This window comes from Bacillus cereus group sp. N31 (genome assembly GCF_016483245.1).
Classification (GTDB): domain Bacteria; phylum Bacillota; class Bacilli; order Bacillales; family Bacillaceae_G; genus Bacillus_A; species Bacillus_A toyonensis.
In genome coordinates this window covers 1-472 of sequence record NZ_JAEHCH010000078.1, presented here as the reverse complement: position 1 = coordinate 472, position 472 = coordinate 1, and the positions used below count along the sequence as shown (strand labels likewise).

Here is a 472-nt window from a genome sequence, read left to right as displayed (position 1 = left end):
TGTGTGTATGGTTAAATCAACAAATCGCTACTACCTCTCTTACTCAACTTTGTAGTCAATTAGAAACTTCAACAGGAATTTTATTAAGTCCGGAGGGACTTAATCGACGATTTAATTCGGCTTCAGTAGCCTTCTTTCGCACTGTATTTACTACACTTCTACAAGCTAAAATTGGAGGAGTATCTAAGATTTCTCATTCTCTTTCTTCTTATTTTGAACGGATTCTCGTCCTTGATTCTACAACCTTCCAAGTTCCAGATCGATTCGCAACTACTTATCCTGGTGCCGGAGGATGTAGTCATACAGCTGGTGTGAAAATTCAACTAGAGTATGACTTGTTGAGTGGAAAATTTTCTGATGTGGAAATTGAACCAGGAAAACGAAGTGATCAGGCATATAGTGCGACTCGAACAGGCATGGCACAAAAGAATGAACTATATATTCGTGACTTAGGATATTTTCGTCTACAAGA

General features: G+C 38.3%; 1 protein-coding gene. It reads left to right on the top strand.

Annotated elements, in window-relative coordinates; translation table 11 throughout:
• On the top strand, positions 1-472 hold a 472-nt coding region (locus JDS81_RS29810), incomplete at both ends, for an IS4 family transposase (RefSeq protein ID WP_199688688.1).